The organism is Mucilaginibacter sp. cycad4 (assembly GCF_034263275.1).
Classification (GTDB): domain Bacteria; phylum Bacteroidota; class Bacteroidia; order Sphingobacteriales; family Sphingobacteriaceae; genus Mucilaginibacter.
On the sequence record NZ_CP139559.1, the window covers coordinates 2125543 to 2141645 of the forward strand.

The following is a 16103-nucleotide window of genomic DNA, read 5'->3' on the forward strand; positions in this document are numbered from 1 at the left end:
CAACTTTTAATTATACAATGCATCTGGTGTTAACTCGGCTTTGGCTTTGCCCGGCGCGGTGATAAATACTTTTAACGCCACAGGCCCGGTTCCCTGGTCAAAATATTTTACAGTTACTTTATGGTAGCCTTTTAATAACGGCGCAGCACCCATCTGCTCGTTCATGGTATGTTTTCCGTCATTATCAACTACCAGTTGGTCGTCAATCAGTAATACCGAACCACCTGCCGACGATGTTGCAAAGCTATAAACGCCATCGGTATCAATATTAATAAATCCTGAATAAATAACACCGTATTTACCTTTATTTTTTCTCAGATCGGCTGTATTGAAGGTTTTGCTTACACCGCTATCGGCAGGCATTGTGCCAAGCTGGTTAGTGCTGGTATAAAGTCCCGGATAAACCTGGTACTTAACGCCGGTCGCTGTACCTGTATAATTAACGGCAGCCATTGGCGCTTTATTATAAACCAATGTGCGGGTTACATTGCTTCGCTTGCCCGATGGGGTTATTACAATGGTTTGCAACTCCCGGTATTGGTCAAGGGGCACATCAAAATTTAAAGGAATAGTATAAATCAGGTCTGTTTCGCGTGGGGTATAACCGTCAATAGTATAATGAACTTTAGCTCCTTCGACAGAAGTTTTCAGAACAGCTGTCAACTTGCTGCCTATCATTACAGTATCTTTTGCGCCGATAGCTGTTGGTACATGGTAATCAAAACCATTTTTATCCAACCATGCCAAGTGCCCTGGTAAACGTGTATCGGCAAAATCAGTATAATTTTTGTTAGCCAGCGGCGACCAGGCTACTTCCGATAAAGCTAAGAGCCTTGGCAGCAGCATAAATTCAACTTTAGCATCAGTTGCTACGTATTCCGTCCATAAATTGGCCTGTACACCTTTGATATATTTTTGCTCATCAGGCGATAATACAGCAGGGGTAGGGTTATAGCTGTAAATTTTTGATAGCGGTTCATTACCCCCAATGCTTAATGGCTCCTGGCTTGGTTTGCCCTGGCCGTGGTCGATGTATAAACCGTTACTTCCCGGCGTCATGATCACATCATGTTTTTGTTGCGCGGCAGCAATACCACCGTCTTCACCACGCCAGCTCATTACTGTAGCATTGGGAGCAAGGCCGCCCTCTAAAATCTCATCCCAGCCAATGATACTGCGGCCTCTTGAGTTTACAAACTTTTCAATCCGTTGTATAAAATAGCTTTGAAGCGCATGCTCGTCCTTTAGTTTTAATTTTTTGATCAGTTGCTGGCAAAAAGCCGATTTTTTCCAGGCGTCCTTCGGTGCTTCGTCACCACCAATATGAATATATTTGCTCGGGAAAAGCGCCATTACCTCGGTCAAAACATCCTGCAAAAAGGCAAACGTTTTTTCATTAGGGCAATAAATATCCTGGAAAACGCCCCAGGTTTCGGCAGGTTTATAAGTTTTGCCGGGATCGCAGCTTAATTCCGGATAGGCGGCAAGCGCCGCTTGTGAGTGGCCCGGCATTTCAATTTCGGGCACTATATTAACGAACCTGTCCGACGCATATTTTACTACCTCGCGGATCTGGTCTTGTGTATAAAAGCCCCCATATGGAGTATTGTCAAACTGCTGCGGGGTACGGTCGCGATAGCCACCAATCAGTGTTTGCGCACGCATACTGCTAATCTGGGTTAGTTTTGGATATTTTTTTATCTCAATCCTCCAACCCTGGTCTTCAGTAAGGTGCCAGTGAAAAGTATTAAGCTTATAGGCGGCTAACAGGTCAATGTATTTCTTAACCATCTCTACCCCAAAAAAATGGCGACCAACATCAAGCATGGCCCCCCTGTAGCCAAAACGCGGATAATCTTCAATCTGCACACATGGCAGTTTAATGGTAGCAGCATGTTCGGCCGGCATCAGTTGAAGCAGGGTTTGTACGCCATAAAATAACCCGGAACCTTTACCTGCAACAATTACCTGTTGAGGTGTGATCGTTAAACGGTAACCTTCGGCAGGTAACCCATCGGTGCCGGCGGCTGTTAGGGTTATAACGTTTGTAATCGTGCCGCTTTTAGCAACAACAACGGGTTTGTTATAAGCCTGGTTATTGGCAAGATAATCTTTAAAAAATACTACTGCTTTGTTTGAAGGTGTATCCGCTTGGATAGTAGTTTCCTGGCTCAAAACAAATTGGCCGGGAGCTTTTTTCAGCGAAACAGGAGCGGGGATGATACCCAGGTTTGGGTCGGTATCCTGCGCGTTCACAGTGGTGGTGCACACTGCAAGCACGGCAAGCAGTATCAAAGGAGCCTTTTTATACATAATTTATCGATCAGGTTAGTATGAGCCCGTAAGATAAATCTTTTTAAAAAAATATAAGAAGTTTTGGTATGTAAAAAATTAGTTCATTAACTGATTGGGTGATCAGGTGCTTATCTGAACCTACTACTATAAGCCAATAAATTACTATAATCTGTTTAATTCAGCTTCAGGAGAAGCTCCACCGTTGTGTGGCCCTCATGACAATATCCATGCATTATTTTGAAGCGATAAGTTGCCGTGAGGACACGGCAACGGGGGAGATAATTTGAAAACAAAAAAAAACGACAAGTAGTTACTTGTCGCTTTTTAAAGCCCTCTCCCTTTAGGGGAGGGTTTGGGTGGGGCTCCAATTACGCTGTCACCACATGCTCCTTAGCAGCCAGGTAGCGCTCGGCGTCGATGGCGGCCATACAGCCGGTGCCCGCTGCCGTTACAGCCTGGCGGTAAATGTGGTCCTGTGCATCGCCGGCGCAGAATACGCCTTCAACGTTGGTTTCGGTTGAGCCGGGACGGGTAATAATATAACCGGTTTCGTCCATATGTAACCAGCCTTTAAAAATATCAGTATTAGGGTGGTGACCAATTGCCACGAAAAATCCGGTAACGTCAAGATCAGTTTCGGCATTCGTTTGATTATTGATCACCTTAACACCGGTAACGCTTTGGCCATCGCCTAAAATCTCCTTGGTTTCGGTATTGTATAAAATTTCAATGTTTGGCGTGTTCAATACGCGGTGAACCATCGCTTTTGAAGCACGGAACTCATCCCTGCGAACAATCATATATACCTTGCGGGCCAGTTTAGCTAAATAAGTAGCTTCTTCGGCTGCGGTATCACCGGCGCCAACAATAGCTACATCCTGGCCTTTAAAAAAGAAGCCATCGCAAACAGCACAGGCCGAAACACCAAAGCCGCTGTATTTTTGTTCAGATTCCAGGCCAAGCCATTTAGCTGAAGCACCGGTTGAGATAATCACGGTATCTGCAGTGATGGTTTTTACATCATCAACCACTACTTTATGTGGCAGGCTTGAAAAATCAACAGAACTAACATATCCGAAACGGATCTCGGTACCCAGACGCTCGGCCTGTTTGCGGAAATCTTCCATCAGTTCGGGGCCCATAATACCTTGCGGATAGCCCGGGAAGTTTTCAACTTCGGTAGTTTGAGTAAGCTGACCGCCGGCTAATAAACCGGTGTACATAACTGGTTTAAGATCAGCGCGGGAAGCATATATAGCTGCAGTGTAACCTGCAGGGCCTGATCCAATGATCAGGCATTTTACGTGTTCAGTTTCTTGAGACATTTTATTATAAATGAGTTGCGAATTTACAATTTTAAGCGCATAAGGCAAAGCGCATATCGTCAACAAAGTGACATCATTTGCCTGTATTGGCAGCAAGTACCCGCATCACATTTCCGCCCAATATTTTATCTATATCTTTTTGTTTATATCCCAGTTTCAAGAGTTCTTCGGTTATTTTAGGATAATCACTTACGCTGTTCAAACCAAGGGGATATGATTCGGCACCGTCAAAATCAGAGCCTATTCCTACATAGTCAACGCCTATCAGTTTCACTATGTAATCGATATGTTTGATCAGCAACTCAAGCGGTGGTCTCAATTTGTCTGATTCAGTTTTATACAAGGTATTTATTCTGATATTAGCAAGATCGACATCATTGTAGACCTTAGTCAATGAATCAAGTTGAACCTTATGCTTGCTCAAAAACTTGATAACTTTTGGCGTATAAGTACTGTCAACAAAGCCGCTGTAAAAATTGAGGCATATTACACCGCCGTTTTTAGCCAGTGCCTTTAATTGGTCATCCTTTAAGTTGCGACGAAATGGATCGATACTATAAGCACAGCTATGTGAGGCGATCACCGGTTTGGAGGTAGTAGCCAGTACATCATAAAAAGTACGTTCGCCCACGTGCGATACATCAACCATCACACCCAGCTCATTGAGGTGTTTCACAATCTGTCTGCCGTAATCGGTAAGCCCTAAATGTTTCAGGCTATCTTTTTTGGTAACCTCGTCACGTGCCGAGGTAGCCCATGAGGTACTGTTATTCCAGGTGAGGGTTAGATAGCGCATGCCGCGTTTGGCCAGACTGTCGATATAATCCATCCTGTCCTCAATCATATGTCCGCCTTCAACACCTATCAGCGCAGCCAGCTTTTTATCGGCTACCGCTTTTTTTAACTCTTTGGTATTGTGTACTAAAGTTATTTTATCGGGATTACGCTTTATGAGTGCATATAACGAATCTACTTCACGATTGGCAAAAGCAAACGCCGTCCCTTTGCCATAGCTTTCACCACACCAGATAGAGAAGATCTGGGCATCAAGGCCGCCCTCCTTAGCACGAACAAGGTCGAAATTTCCTTCGGTTTGACGCTTGCCCAAATCGGCTTTGGTTATCAGTTCGTTTGAAATAACGTCATTATGCGTATCAATTAAAATAGCCTTTTGATGGATTTGCTGAGCGTTTTGGGCTGATAGCTTCAATGCAAGCAATAACGGGAAAATTAATAGCGGTTTTCTCATAAAAACATCTTAGGTTTTACCCAACAATAACCAGGTCACTTAACTGGTTATTGATAAACTCCATTTCTTCTCCGTTGATATGGATATTGATAGCCTTGGCGTTTTGGATGGATTGTTCGGCATTGCGGGCACCAACCAGCGCAACTGTTATACCCGGATGATTGATTGTCCAACGGATAACCAGTTGACCAAGCGTAGCACCCTTTTCATCGGCCAATGGTTTTATTTTGGCAAGGAAAGCGTTTGTACGTTCGATGTTTTGATCTTTAAAATATTTTACACCCGCACGATGATCGCCCTCACCAAAGTTTTGGCCGGGTTTCATTTTCCCGGTCAGCAAACCGCGTTCAAGCGGGCTGTAAGCCAGTATCGCTTTCCTGTTCTCGATGCAATAGGGAACCAGCTCATCCTCAATAGCACGGTTAACCATGCTGAACGGAACCTGGTTTGCAGCCAGTTTAATGGTTTTGGCAGCTATTTGCATTTGGCTTACATCGTAATTGCAAACGCCTGCCTCGCGGATTTTCCCCTGTTCCTGCAAGCGCAGGATAGCCTCCATCGTTTCTTCAATAGGCGTTGTTTTGTCCGACCAGTGGATCTGGTAAAGGTCGATATAATCGGTACCAAGCCGTTTGAGGCTGCTTTCGCACTCGGCGATAATGCTATCCTTACCGGCATACCGATAAACATCAATATCTTTCCCGCCGTTATCCTTGCTTTTAAAAAAGAATTCGCCTTTAGCCAGGTCCCAGCGCAAACCATATTTGGTGAGGATCTGCACTTTGTCACGTGGCAGGTCCTTAATTGCCCGGCCAACCAATTCTTCGCTTTTACCCTGGCCATAAACCGGGGCGGTATCAATTGATGTTATTCCAAGATCATAAGCCGCGCGCATGGCATCAATAGCTTCCTGGTCATCGTTTCCGCCCCACATCCAGCCGCCTGCAGCCCATGCCCCAAAGGTTATCGCCGATACACTTAGTTTACTTTCGCCTAATCTTCTGTATTCCATTTTAAAAGTAGATTGATGTTCGATTCAAATATATTTAATTAAACATGATTTGAAAGGGTTCCGACTCATCGATAAGAATTTAACTGTTGTAATAAATAGAAAGCTGTGGTTATGGATTGAGTAAAATCTGCATATCTGGAATTTGCTTATCAGCATATTAAAAAATTAATTGCCACATTTGTAAATAGCACAACCACCTATATAAAATATGTATTTTTTATATCCTGCTTTTTTATTCGCGTTGCTAAGCCTGGCTATCCCGGTTGTGATCCATCTGTTCAATTTTCGCAGGTACAAGAAGGTTTATTTTAGCAATGTGCAGTTTTTAAAGGAAGTGCAGGAGCAGCAGGCATCGCGTCGTAATTTAAAGGAACGATTGATATTGGCTTCGCGCCTGCTTGCTTTGTTGTTTCTGATACTGGCATTTGCCCGCCCTTTTATCCCCGGCGCTCAGGATGCTAATGCGGGTAAACAGCGGACGATCAGTGTTTTTGTAGATAATTCCTACTCCATGGAAACCCTTAACCGCGAGGGCTCATTGCTCGATGAGGCTAAACGCCGCGCCAAAGAAATAGTTTCGGCTTACAATATAAACGACCGCTTTCAACTACTCACGCAAGATTTTGAGGGTAAACATCAACGACTGCTTAGTCGCGATGAGTTTAATGATGCTGTTGATGCGGTTAAGGTAAGTCCGCAAAGCAGGGACCTGCAACAGGTGATCAGCAGGCAGGAAAACTTGTTGAAAAATCAAGCTGGGGTAGTTAAGTCGATATTCATTATTTCAGATTTTCAAAAAAGCAAAAATGATAAACCTGTAAAAGCTGATAGCAATATAGCCATTAGCCTTGTTCAGCTTAAGGCCGGAAACCTGCCTAATGTGGCGGTTGATTCGGTTTGGCTGCTTAGTGCTGTGCACCGCCCGGGCGAAAGTGAAAAGCTGGTTGTACGCCTGCATAATTATGCAGCAAAAAAGGCCGAAAAAATCCCCCTCAAGATCCTGATCAATGGCGGACAGAAAGCGCTTGGCAGTTTCAGTATCAATGCCCGTGAAGTTCAAAACGATACTTTATCGTTTTCGGGTTTAAAAGCCGGATGGCAGCGCGGCGAGGTTCAGCTACAGGATAACCCGGTTACATTTGATAACCAGTTTTACTTCAGCTTTAATGTAAAGCAGCAAATGCCGGTTTTACTGATTGACGGAGGTACACCTAACGCTTACTTAAAAGCTGTTTTTGCTTCTGATGGTTTTTTTGCCGCAACCCGGGTAGCTGATGGCAATGTTGATTACGCAGCATTGAATAGCTATCCTATAATTATTATCAGCGATGTTAAAACTATAGCTACCGGCCTGGCCCAGCAGCTAAGAACGTATGTAGCAAAAGGAGGAACGCTGGTGGTGTTCCCATCGGCCGAAGCTGATTTGGTAAATTATAAATCCTTTTTATTGGCCTTAAACACAGGTTATCCCGAAAAGCTGGTAACTCAGGATGTAAAAGTAGCTTCCATCAACAGGCAGAGCCCGGTATTTAAAAATGTGTTTGAAAGTTTTCCTCAAAACCCCGATCTGCCCCTGGTTAAAAAATATTACCAGTTAAGCAAAAGCAGTACTAAACAGAAAAGCCTCATGAACCTTGCTACCGGCGAACCTTTTTGGGAGGGTTATAACAGCGGAAAGGGAAATGTATATGTATGTGCTGTACCACTCAACGAGGAATTCAGCAATTTGCCCAGGCATGCCCTGTTTGTGCCGGTACTATTTAGAATGGCCTTGTTAAGCGAACATGACCAGCCGCTGTTTTATACCCTTGGTGCTGATGAAAGCTTTGAAATGCCGCCGGTGCAAATCACCGAAAAGCAGTTGCTCAAACTGAGCAAAGACGATCAAAGCATTATCCCCGATGTAAAACAGCAGGAGGGGAGTACGCTATTATATGTTTCGGATCAGTTACGTGATCCCGGAATTTATTCGCTGAAGAAACAGGATAGCACATTGGCTACGCTTGCATTTAATGATAACAGGGCCGAATCAGACATGAGTTATTTTACGGCAGCCGATCTTGAAAAATTATTGCCAAATGCAAAGCCCTTATTAACAGCAGGAAACGGCTCATTAAAAAGCGTTATTGCCGAATCAAATTTTGGCACACAATTATGGAAACTTTGTATAATTTTGGCGTTGATCTTCCTGCTTGCAGAAATATTACTGATCAGGTTTTATAAGCCTGATCAACAAGGTGTTATTCAAGCGGGATAGTTCGATACAAATCCACACATAAAGCAGTGCTAATGAATTTGCTTATCAAATCAGCCACTATTATTGATCCCGGATCATCCTTTCATCAACAAGTTGCCGATATTTTAATTGAAAATGGTGTTATCACCCGCATAGCCGACGATATTGACGCCGATGCCGAACTTTTTGACGCCGAAGGCAAATATGTTTCGCCCGGCTTTTTCGATCTTAACTGTAACATAGGCGAATTGGGCATGGAAACGAAGGAAGACCTTAGGTCTGGTACCAACGCCGCTGCTTCCGGTGGCTTTACGGGCATAGCGCTGATGCCTAACAGTCAGCCGCCTGTACACTCCAAATCAGAGGTGGAATACCTACTTAACCGGTCGAAACGTAATTTGGTTGATGTTTATCCCTTAGGAACCATATCACAAAAACGCGAAGGGAAAGACCTTGCAGAGATGTACGATATGTACCAAAGCGGCGCTAAAGCTTTTACAGACGGCAACCGGCCTGTACAGGATGCCGGTTTAATGGAAAGGGCTTTGTTATATGCACAAGGCTTTGACGCTTTGGTTTTCTCATATCCTGAAGATACTGCTATAGCCGGTAAAGCAAAGGTTAATGAGGGCGAGATCAGTACGCTGCTGGGCATGAAGGGAATTCCATCCCTGGCCGAAGAACTGATGGTTGCCCGCGATCTTTATCTTGCCGAATACACTGTATCACGCATTCACTTTACCACTATATCAACAGCCCGTTCTGTCGAACTGATCCGCGAAGCTAAACGTAAGGGTATTGAAGTTACCTGTGATGTAGCCGCACACCACCTGGTGCTGACCGATGAAGCCCTTTTAGGCTTTGACAGCTTATATAAAGTGAAACCCCCGCTGCGTACTGCCGATGATGTTGCCGCACTGGTAAAAGGTTTAAAAGACGGCACTATCGATGCCATTGTATCACAGCACACCCCACACGAAATTGAATTTAAAGATGTGGAGTTTGAAGTTGCCGAATACGGCATAATTGGTTTGCAAACGGCCTTTGCTTTGGCTTTGAAAGCAGGCCTGCCGGTTGAACTGATAGTTGAAAAACTGGCCATCAATCCCCGCGAAATATTGGGGGTTGAATTGCCTGTTATTGCTGAGGGCGAAAATGCTAACCTCGTAATTTTTGATACCGATGCCGAATGGGAATATACCGCAGCTAATAATAAATCTAAATCTGCAAACTCTCCTTATATCGGGCAGGGTTTAAAAGGTAAAGTATTGTTAACTTACAACAATCAACAAATCTTTAAATAACATACCTATGATCGATCCAAAAATAGAAACCGCCTTTATAGCAGCGCTTGAGGCCTTCTCCAAATACAACAGCTTTGATGCAACCCAGCTAACCGATGAGTTTGCCGATGTATTTGCATCCGACGAAGATTTTTTATCAAAAGTAGATGAACTCGATGCGGTTTTTGATGAAAACCCAGAGGTTGAAGAGCTTCGTGAAATATTTTTCGACCTGCTGATGATCAACTTCTTTAGCGCCGACGTAAAAAAACTGGAAGAAGATTACCTCGACACACCGGAATGGGAGAGCATTGAAGAAGAAACCCTTGACCGTGGTACCGAACTCCTTAATCTTTTACTTTACCTTAACGAGTGCGAAGACGAAGATATTGAGCCGGAACTGGAAGACTACCTGAAAGAGTTTTTATTAGTTGATGAGGATGAGTTCCAGGACGAGTACCGCATTTATGAACCGGTTATTGCAAACCAGATCCTGATTGAAAGCCCCGTATCGGAGATCAGTAAAGTGGCAACAACGCTTCCTGAGGATTCAGAACTAAAGGAATTGTTTTACCCAATGATGTGCTTTTTTCAAAATATCGATCCGTCTGATGAAGAGAAGAAGGAGATCGCTGATAATGCCATCAATAAAGAATTTGATATGGCAGTTTTAGAAATCCTGGTAAATTTTCAATAATACAAATAGCATTTAGTAAGTAAATATAAGTCACCAAATGAGTGAAGAAACAGATAAAAAGATAAAGAAACAAGGATTGATCAAAGGAATATTCTTAGGGTTGGTAATATCGGCCATAAGCATTATTTACTTTTACTTTATGGTTACGGTAGCTAAATCGGCAGTGGTCATTACTTTTGGCTCAATAGTGTTTTCATACCTGCTGCCGTTGACTGCCGCAGCTTTATTTTCACTGAGCCTGCGGTCCAAAATAGGAGGGCTGTGGACAATGCGGCAGGCCGGTACCGGAATTTTTATCATGTTTTTTGTATCGTATTTAATGGTTTTTATTATTAAAGATCAGCTGTTTGCGAAAGTAATTGAGCCCAACATGGTTAAAAAAACAGAGACTGCCATGGTTAATGCGCTTAACAAACTGAAGGAAGAAACCACAAAGCCGGAGGAAAAGAAAGAAGCTGATGCTAAAATAGTGGAAATGAAAAAAGCTTTTGATGCCGAAAGGACGGTTACCGTCGGGCAGCAAATTCAGTCGTTAGGGATAAGCATTATATTTTTGTTTGTTTTATCGATAATTTTTGCAGCCTTCTTTAAGCGGGAAGCCGTTGGATCGGTTTCCTGACAGTAAAGCGATTAAATCAACAACAAAACAGGCTTTTCAAATTTTGAAAGGCCTGTTTTGTTATAGCAGATTTGCGGAATAAAAACCAGGACAAACACATCTAAATAGGGTTAACATATTTGAGATATAAAGATTACAAATAACTAATAATCAGTGCTTTGTGTTTTACAGGATTAGCACTAACTAATATTTTTGAGTAATTAAGCACATCCGAATGTTTGTGCCTGTTATTTGCAAAAATAGGTGCCGAGGAAGCCTGGGCGTTTAACCTGCTTCAGATCATAAAACAAGTATCATTTGGTGCTAGTAGCTCACCCGCACCATAATCTTTTTCCTTAACTATAGTAACAACAAGCCATCGGCGATAAATATTTGAAAAGCGTTTGCCGGGGTAAAAAAATAAACATATACATGATATAAGATAATTAGTTAATTTTAACCAAACACTAAATAACCTATATCATGGAAGTAAAAAAAGCGAGCCCGTCGCAACCAGCCCTGAAGTGGGCGTTAATTAACCTGGTAACTTCAATAGTTATAACTTATGCATTTCAGTTCCTGGATCTTGATCCCAACTCATCTCTTAAATACCTCAGCTTTTTGCCCTTTATCGCTTTTTTGCTGTTAACGCAAAAAGAATATAAAGATCAGCTTGGCGGATATATTACCTACGGGGAAGGTTTTTTATCCGGTTTTTTATATGCAATTTTTACAGGCGTTTTCGTTGCGATATTCACTTATGTTTATTATGCGATATTAAGTCCGGAAATGGTTAATAAAGCCCTTGCTGCTTCACGCGCGCAAATGGAAGCAAAAGGAAACCTGTCGCAAGACCAAATAGACAATGCCTTAAGCATGGTAAGTAAATATTTTGCTGTTATCGCAACAGTAAGCGTGGTATTTATATACGCCATTTTCGGTGCTATAGTAAGCCTGATCTCGGCAGCGGTGTTTAAAAATGAACGATCACCCTTTGACACCGTTTCAGACAATTACGAAGACCCCAAACCAACTGACCCGGCGGTATAAACCAGGCACTGAAAAGCGGAATGCACAAAGCTTAAAGATAAGGAGCTGACTATCAATACGATTCGGTTATTTAAGTGAATTGATTGATAAATTCTATTTAAACCAAAACAGGCCTTTCAATTGAAAGGCCTGTTTTGTGTTGTATCTTATTTTGATTCCGGGAGGCAACTAATCGCTAACCTCCAATCGCTAATCACTAACCAACTACTTCTTCATTACCAGCTTCACAATATCGTTACCAAAAACAAATACCATCAGGGTTACCAAAATTACAAAGCCTACAATCTGCGCGCGTTCAAGGAACTTATCGCTCAATGGTTTGCCTTTAATCATTTCAATGATCAGGAATACCGCGTGGCCGCCGTCAAGCGCCGGGATAGGTAACAGGTTCATTAATGCCAATACCATCGAAAGGAAGCCTACCAGTGTCCAAAAGTGAACCCAATCTACAGTACCGCCAAATAAACTGGCTATGGCTACCGGTCCTCTTACAGCTTTGCCCGGATTAACATCGCCTCTGAAAATTTTACCAATACCTTTCGCATTATCCCTGAAAGTTCCCCAGGCCCTTTGCGCTCCTATCGGAAGGGCCTCAAAAAATCCATACTTTATAATTTTGATGTCAGGGAAATCAGTTTTTGCACGGTAAAAGCCCAATTTGCCTTCAGGCGTAACCTGTGCCTTTAAAGTAACCAGTTCGTGATTACGTCTTATACCAAGTTCAACCTGTTTGCCTTTATTGACTGAAAGCTGGGCCTGTAATTCGTCCCAAAATACAATCGGATGATTGTTGGCCATTACAATGCTGTCACCCTTTTTTAAACCGGCTTTTACAGCATTGCTCTTAGGTTCTAATGAGTCCACTACAAATTTAGAGCGCGGTAACCGGCTGATAAAGCCTTCTATATCGTCGTTCAAATCATTCAGGATGGTACGTGGTATGCTAATCTGCAAAGTTTGAGTGCCGCGCAATATGGTAAACACAGTATTGTCCAATAACACCTGCGGGCTTGTAAGGTCGTCAAAACGTTCAAATGGTTTACCGTTAATGGCAACTACTTTATCGCCAATTTGCAGCCCTATCTTTTTACCAACTTCACCCGGTACAATACCATATTTAGCTGCCGAGTTAGGGATATAGCTATCGCCAAAACGCATGGTTAATACCCAGAATATTAAAATACCCAATATGATATTCACCGTAACACCGCCAAGCATCACTATAAGGCGCTGCCAGGCTGGTTTTGAGCGAAATTCCCAGGGTTGCGGCGGACCGGCCATTTGCTCGGTATCCATCGACTCATCAATCATACCGGCTATTTTTACATAGCCACCCAACGGTAGCCAGCCAATACCATACTCAACACCTTTATGTGTAAATTTAAATAAGCTCACGTTCCAGGCATCAAAAAACAGGTAGAATTTTTCTACCTTAATGCCAAAGGCGCGTGCTGCCAGGAAATGGCCCAGTTCATGCAGGATTATTAAAATTGAAAGGCCCAGTATAAGCTGGCCCACCATGATCACTATACTCATTATCTATATTTATGTAATATTAAAATTGTAATGCCTTTGAGGGCAATTGCTGTATATAATTTTGCGCAAAGATGCGTGTTTCTTTATCAGTATTCAAATAGTCGGTTAAGGTAGGGTTTGCAATGAAATTTATCTTCTGCATGCACTCCTCAATGATGTTGCTCATGGTTAAAAAGCCAATTTTACGATCAAGGAAGCCGGCAACAGCCACCTCGTTAGCAGCATTGATGATGCATGGCATATTACCTCCTTGCCTCAAAGCGGTATACGCTAAGCTTAGATTACGGAAAGTTTCCAGGTCCGGTTTTTCAAAAGTGAGGTTAGCGTAGTCGGTAAAGCTGAAGCGCTTGAAATCGGTTTGTACCCGTTCAGGATAGGTGAGGGCATACTGTATTGGCAACTTCATATCCGGCAAGCCTAATTGTGCCTTGATAGATCCATCCCTGAACTGCACCAGTGAGTGGATAATGGACTGCGGGTGAACCACAACATCAATTTGACCGGCATCAACATCAAACAGCCATTTTGCTTCAATCACTTCAAGCCCCTTGTTCATTAACGATGCCGAGTCGATAGTTATTTTAGCGCCCATTACCCAGTTGGGGTGTTTAAGGGCATCCTCACGGGTAACGTTGGCTAAAAAGTCGAGGCTACGGCCGCGAAACGGTCCGCCTGAAGCAGTGATAATTAGTTTTTCAATCGGGTTATTGTCTTCCCCAACCAGGCACTGAAAAATAGCCGAATGTTCCGAATCAACAGGCAAAATTTTAACTTCATGTTGTTTAGCCAATGCTGTTACAATGTCTCCCGCAACCACAAGCGTTTCCTTGTTAGCAAGAGCAATATCTTTACCTGCTTTAATGGCCGCTATGGTAGGTTCCAAGCCGGCAAAGCCCACCATAGCCGTCAGTACAACTGCAATTTCGGGATGGGTTACTGTATCAATGATGGCTTGGTGACCGGCAAGTACCTGTATAGGCAGGTGCGCTAAGGCTTTCTTGACTTCCTGGTATTTGCTTTGATCGCATATAATAACATATTCAGGAACAAACTCGATAGCCTGGCTAATGAGCAATTCGGCATTAGTATGTGCGGTGAGCAAAAATGCCCTGAATAAATTGCTGTTCCACCTTATTACATCAAGTGTTTGTGTACCGATGCTGCCTGTAGAGCCAAGAATGGCAATGTTTTTTATATTGTTCACCAATAAAGCCCCTCTCTAAATCTCTCCCCGGCAGGGAGAAATTTTATATATCTTAATTGAATTATGATCATTATAATTTTGTTCTTTCATGTCCTTTCCCTCCCGGGGAAAGGATAGGGGCTAAATAAAACTCTTTAATCCTTCGGCTATCTTTCTGTCGTTTGAAAGCCTCGGTACTTTGTTTTGCCCGCCAAGCTTGCCTTCCGAACGCATATAATTTATAAACGCATCTTTTTGCAGGCTTTGGATCACCAAAGGTTGCAAAATGTTACCTTCTATGAGGTCAAAATAGTAAATATTTTTATTCTGAAGCGCTTTGTCCACTTTTATGGCGAAAGTTTGAAGATCGGCCGGAGCCGAGCCAAACTCAATAAACCATTCATGATAAGGTAATTGCCCTGCCTCGGGATTAACCTGCGGAGCTACCGTAAACTCAACTATATCAACCCCTTCTTTTTTAGCTACGCTCATTAACGCATGTTCTACCTCTTCACCTATCACGTGTTCGCCAAAAGCCGAGATATAATGCTTGATGCGGCCGGTAACAATGATGCGGTATGGGTTTTTGGAAACAAATTTAATGGTATCGCCCAGGCTATATCCCCATAAACCAGCGCTGGTATTCATGATCAGCGCGTAGTTTTTGTCTAACTCCACATCTTTAATATTAATGCGGGTTGGGTTTTCGTTAAAATACTCTTCGGACGGGATAAACTCATAAAAGATCCCGGAATCAACCAGTAATAAAAGCCCTTTTTCTTTTTGCGAATCCTGGAAGGCGATAAAACCTTCGGATGCCGGGTAAGTCTCTATCGAATCGATCTTAAAACCGATACTTTCTTCCATGCGCGCACGATATGGCTCATAGTTAACCCCACCATAAACGTAAAGCTTAAAGTTGGGGAAAATGTCTTTTATCTTTTTTCCGCCAGCTCTGGCGGAAAGCCTGTCGAAATACATCTGGCACCAGGGCGGGATCCCGCTGATCAGGCGCATATCTTCGTTGAAAGTTTCCTCAACAATGGCATCAACTTTTTCTTCCCAATCTTCAATACAATTGGTTGGGTAGCTGGGCAAGCGATTTTTTTGCAGGTAGGCCGGAACGTGATGGGCAACTATACCCGAAAGCCTGCCTGTTGATACACCGTGCTTTTCGGCTAAAATGGGGCTGCCCTGCAGGAATATCATTTTACCATTTACAAAATCGGCCTTACCTGTTTCGTAAATATAACTCAGCAGCGCATTACGTGCAGCTTTGATATGTTCAGGCATGCTCTCGTTGGAAATAGGGATATATTTTACACCCGACGTTGTACCGGAGGTTTTAGCCAGGTAAGCCGGTTTGCCTGGCCACAGCACATTTTCCTCTCCGTTAACTACCCGGTCGATATATGGGCGAAGGTCTTCGTAATCGTGTACAGGTACGAGGCGCTTAAAATCCTCGTAATTGTTGATCTGTTCAAATTGATGATCTTTACCGAAGCCGGTGTTCTTTGCCGCATGTACCAGGTCGGTAAAAGTTTTTTGCTGTAAAGAAACAGCGTTTTTACGTACCTTATTTAGCTCGCGGTTAACGAGTGCGGCGAATACCTTACTTAATGCAGATTTAAATCCCATT

Annotated in this window: 12 protein-coding genes; 5 read left to right on the forward strand and 7 right to left on the reverse strand. The window is 43.1% G+C overall.

Going from position 1 to position 16103, the window contains the following annotated elements:
• Positions 1–6 precede the first annotated feature (6 nt).
• The 4 genes from SNE26_RS08615 to SNE26_RS08630 all read right to left on the reverse strand — a co-directional run bounded on the left by SNE26_RS08615 (position 7) and on the right by SNE26_RS08630 (position 5881).
• Complete coding sequence (locus tag SNE26_RS08615) at positions 7–2313, reverse strand: family 20 glycosylhydrolase (protein WP_321558953.1); 2307 nt, start codon at positions 2311–2313, stop codon at positions 7–9.
• A gap of 350 nt (positions 2314–2663) precedes the next feature.
• Complete coding sequence (gene trxB / locus SNE26_RS08620; RefSeq protein WP_090526227.1) at positions 2664–3620, reverse strand: thioredoxin-disulfide reductase; 957 nt, start codon at positions 3618–3620, stop codon at positions 2664–2666.
• 73 nt (positions 3621–3693) lie between these two features.
• Positions 3694–4869, reverse strand: coding sequence for a dipeptidase (locus tag SNE26_RS08625; protein ID WP_321558954.1), 1176 nt, complete (start codon positions 4867–4869; stop codon positions 3694–3696).
• A gap of 16 nt (positions 4870–4885) precedes the next feature.
• Positions 4886–5881, reverse strand: a complete 996-nt coding sequence (locus tag SNE26_RS08630) for an aldo/keto reductase (protein ID WP_321558955.1) — start codon at positions 5879–5881, stop codon at positions 4886–4888.
• A 208-nt stretch (positions 5882–6089) separates the two neighbouring features.
• On the opposite strand from SNE26_RS08630, the gene SNE26_RS08635 reads away from it, so the two are divergent.
• From SNE26_RS08635 to SNE26_RS08655, 5 genes are all read left to right on the forward strand, one after another.
• Positions 6090–8138: a BatA domain-containing protein gene (locus tag SNE26_RS08635; protein ID WP_321558956.1), complete on the forward strand. Its 2049-nt coding sequence runs from the start codon at positions 6090–6092 to the stop codon at positions 8136–8138.
• A 32-nt stretch (positions 8139–8170) separates the two neighbouring features.
• Positions 8171–9421 (forward strand): dihydroorotase, encoded by a 1251-nt coding sequence (locus SNE26_RS08640; protein ID WP_321558957.1) that lies wholly within the window; start codon positions 8171–8173, stop codon positions 9419–9421.
• Positions 9422–9428: 7 nt separating this feature from the next.
• Complete coding sequence (locus SNE26_RS08645; RefSeq protein WP_321558958.1) at positions 9429–10097, forward strand: hypothetical protein; 669 nt, start codon at positions 9429–9431, stop codon at positions 10095–10097.
• Between the two features lie 37 nt (positions 10098–10134).
• A complete protein-coding gene (locus SNE26_RS08650) occupies positions 10135–10716 on the forward strand; it encodes a DUF4199 domain-containing protein (protein WP_321558959.1) in 582 nt (193 codons plus the stop codon).
• A 462-nt stretch (positions 10717–11178) separates the two neighbouring features.
• Positions 11179–11745 carry a DUF4199 domain-containing protein gene (locus tag SNE26_RS08655; RefSeq protein ID WP_321558960.1) on the forward strand — a complete coding sequence of 189 codons (567 nt, stop codon included), beginning with the start codon at positions 11179–11181 and terminating at the stop codon, positions 11743–11745.
• Positions 11746–11949: 204 nt separating this feature from the next.
• Here the strand turns inward: SNE26_RS08655 and rseP are convergent, their stop codons facing one another.
• From rseP to SNE26_RS08670, 3 genes are all read right to left on the reverse strand, one after another.
• Complete coding sequence (gene rseP / locus SNE26_RS08660) at positions 11950–13281, reverse strand: RIP metalloprotease RseP (protein WP_321558961.1); 1332 nt, start codon at positions 13279–13281, stop codon at positions 11950–11952.
• A 19-nt stretch (positions 13282–13300) separates the two neighbouring features.
• A complete protein-coding gene (locus SNE26_RS08665; protein WP_321560027.1) occupies positions 13301–14476 on the reverse strand; it encodes a 1-deoxy-D-xylulose-5-phosphate reductoisomerase in 1176 nt (391 codons plus the stop codon).
• 129 nt (positions 14477–14605) lie between these two features.
• Entirely contained in the window at positions 14606–16102 is a 1497-nt protein-coding gene (locus SNE26_RS08670) for a GH3 auxin-responsive promoter family protein (protein WP_321558962.1), read from the reverse strand.
• Position 16103 lies beyond the last annotated feature (1 nt).

Excerpts from the sequence above, each read along its gene's own strand:
- trxB (WP_090526227.1), bottom strand. The coding sequence starts at position 3,620 with ATGTCTCAAGAAACTGAACACGTAAAATGCCTGATCATTGGATCAGGC.
- SNE26_RS08650 (WP_321558959.1), top strand. The coding sequence starts at position 10,135 with ATGAGTGAAGAAACAGATAAAAAGATAAAGAAACAAGGATTGATCAAA.
- SNE26_RS08645 (WP_321558958.1), top strand. The coding sequence starts at position 9,429 with ATGATCGATCCAAAAATAGAAACCGCCTTTATAGCAGCGCTTGAGGCC.
- SNE26_RS08625 (WP_321558954.1), bottom strand. The coding sequence starts at position 4,869 with ATGAGAAAACCGCTATTAATTTTCCCGTTATTGCTTGCATTGAAGCTA.
- SNE26_RS08670 (WP_321558962.1), bottom strand. The coding sequence starts at position 16,102 with ATGGGATTTAAATCTGCATTAAGTAAGGTATTCGCCGCACTCGTTAAC.
- SNE26_RS08630 (WP_321558955.1), bottom strand. The coding sequence starts at position 5,881 with ATGGAATACAGAAGATTAGGCGAAAGTAAACTAAGTGTATCGGCGATA.
- SNE26_RS08635 (WP_321558956.1), top strand. The coding sequence starts at position 6,090 with ATGTATTTTTTATATCCTGCTTTTTTATTCGCGTTGCTAAGCCTGGCT.
- SNE26_RS08640 (WP_321558957.1), top strand. The coding sequence starts at position 8,171 with ATGAATTTGCTTATCAAATCAGCCACTATTATTGATCCCGGATCATCC.
- rseP (WP_321558961.1), bottom strand. The coding sequence starts at position 13,281 with ATGAGTATAGTGATCATGGTGGGCCAGCTTATACTGGGCCTTTCAATT.
- SNE26_RS08655 (WP_321558960.1), top strand. The coding sequence starts at position 11,179 with ATGGAAGTAAAAAAAGCGAGCCCGTCGCAACCAGCCCTGAAGTGGGCG.
- SNE26_RS08615 (WP_321558953.1), bottom strand. The coding sequence starts at position 2,313 with ATGTATAAAAAGGCTCCTTTGATACTGCTTGCCGTGCTTGCAGTGTGC.